The 628-nt window shown below is 46.8% G+C and carries 1 protein-coding gene; it reads left to right on the forward strand.

What is annotated here, in order from left to right; genetic code table 11:
- Window positions 1–628 (forward strand): MATE family efflux transporter (locus BG32_RS09995; RefSeq protein WP_259459666.1); only part of this gene is annotated, 628 nt, incomplete at both ends.

A 628-nucleotide genomic window follows, 5' to 3' on the forward strand; every position in this document is an offset into this window, starting at 1 on the left:
CTCGATAGGCACATTGACAGGAAGCTTCTAACTATTGGGCTTCCAACGGGACTGGAGGGTTTCTTCAGAAATCTTGCCGCCGTTGTGGTTCTGAAATTCGTGGCACTATACGGCACAACTGCCGTTGCTGCTGTAGGAGTAACGGGAAGATTGTTCGGACTTGCATTCATGCCTCTTGTGGGACTTAACATGGGGGGTTCTGCGATGGTCGGGCAGAATTTAGGAGCAGATGATGTTGGCAGAGCGAGAGCGACTGCAAAAACGGCGGGATTAATTGGATTCTTCATTATGTTCTTCTTCGCTCTGATTGCGTTCTTTGGTGGAGAGATAGTTATTGGAATCTTCAATGATGATCCAGAGATCATTTCATATGGCGCGAGCTTTTTGAAATATGGTTCTCTTGGAATTTCAGTCCTGGCCTATGGCTTCGGTCTCTCCTCAGTTTTCGGGGGATCGGGTTACAACTTTCCATTCGTAGCGGGCAGCGTTGTCTCCAGATGGCTGATTCAGGTTCCTATGCTGATAGTTTTCGTAGCGTTCATGAAAGCTAGCATAGTCTGGGTCTGGCTTTCATATGTTTTTTCCGATATCGCAGAGGCAACTGTAATGATTTTTTACTATCTGAGGG

The organism is Mesotoga sp. HF07.pep.5.2.highcov, from assembly GCF_003666285.1.
GTDB lineage: Bacteria > Thermotogota > Thermotogae > Petrotogales > Kosmotogaceae > Mesotoga > Mesotoga prima.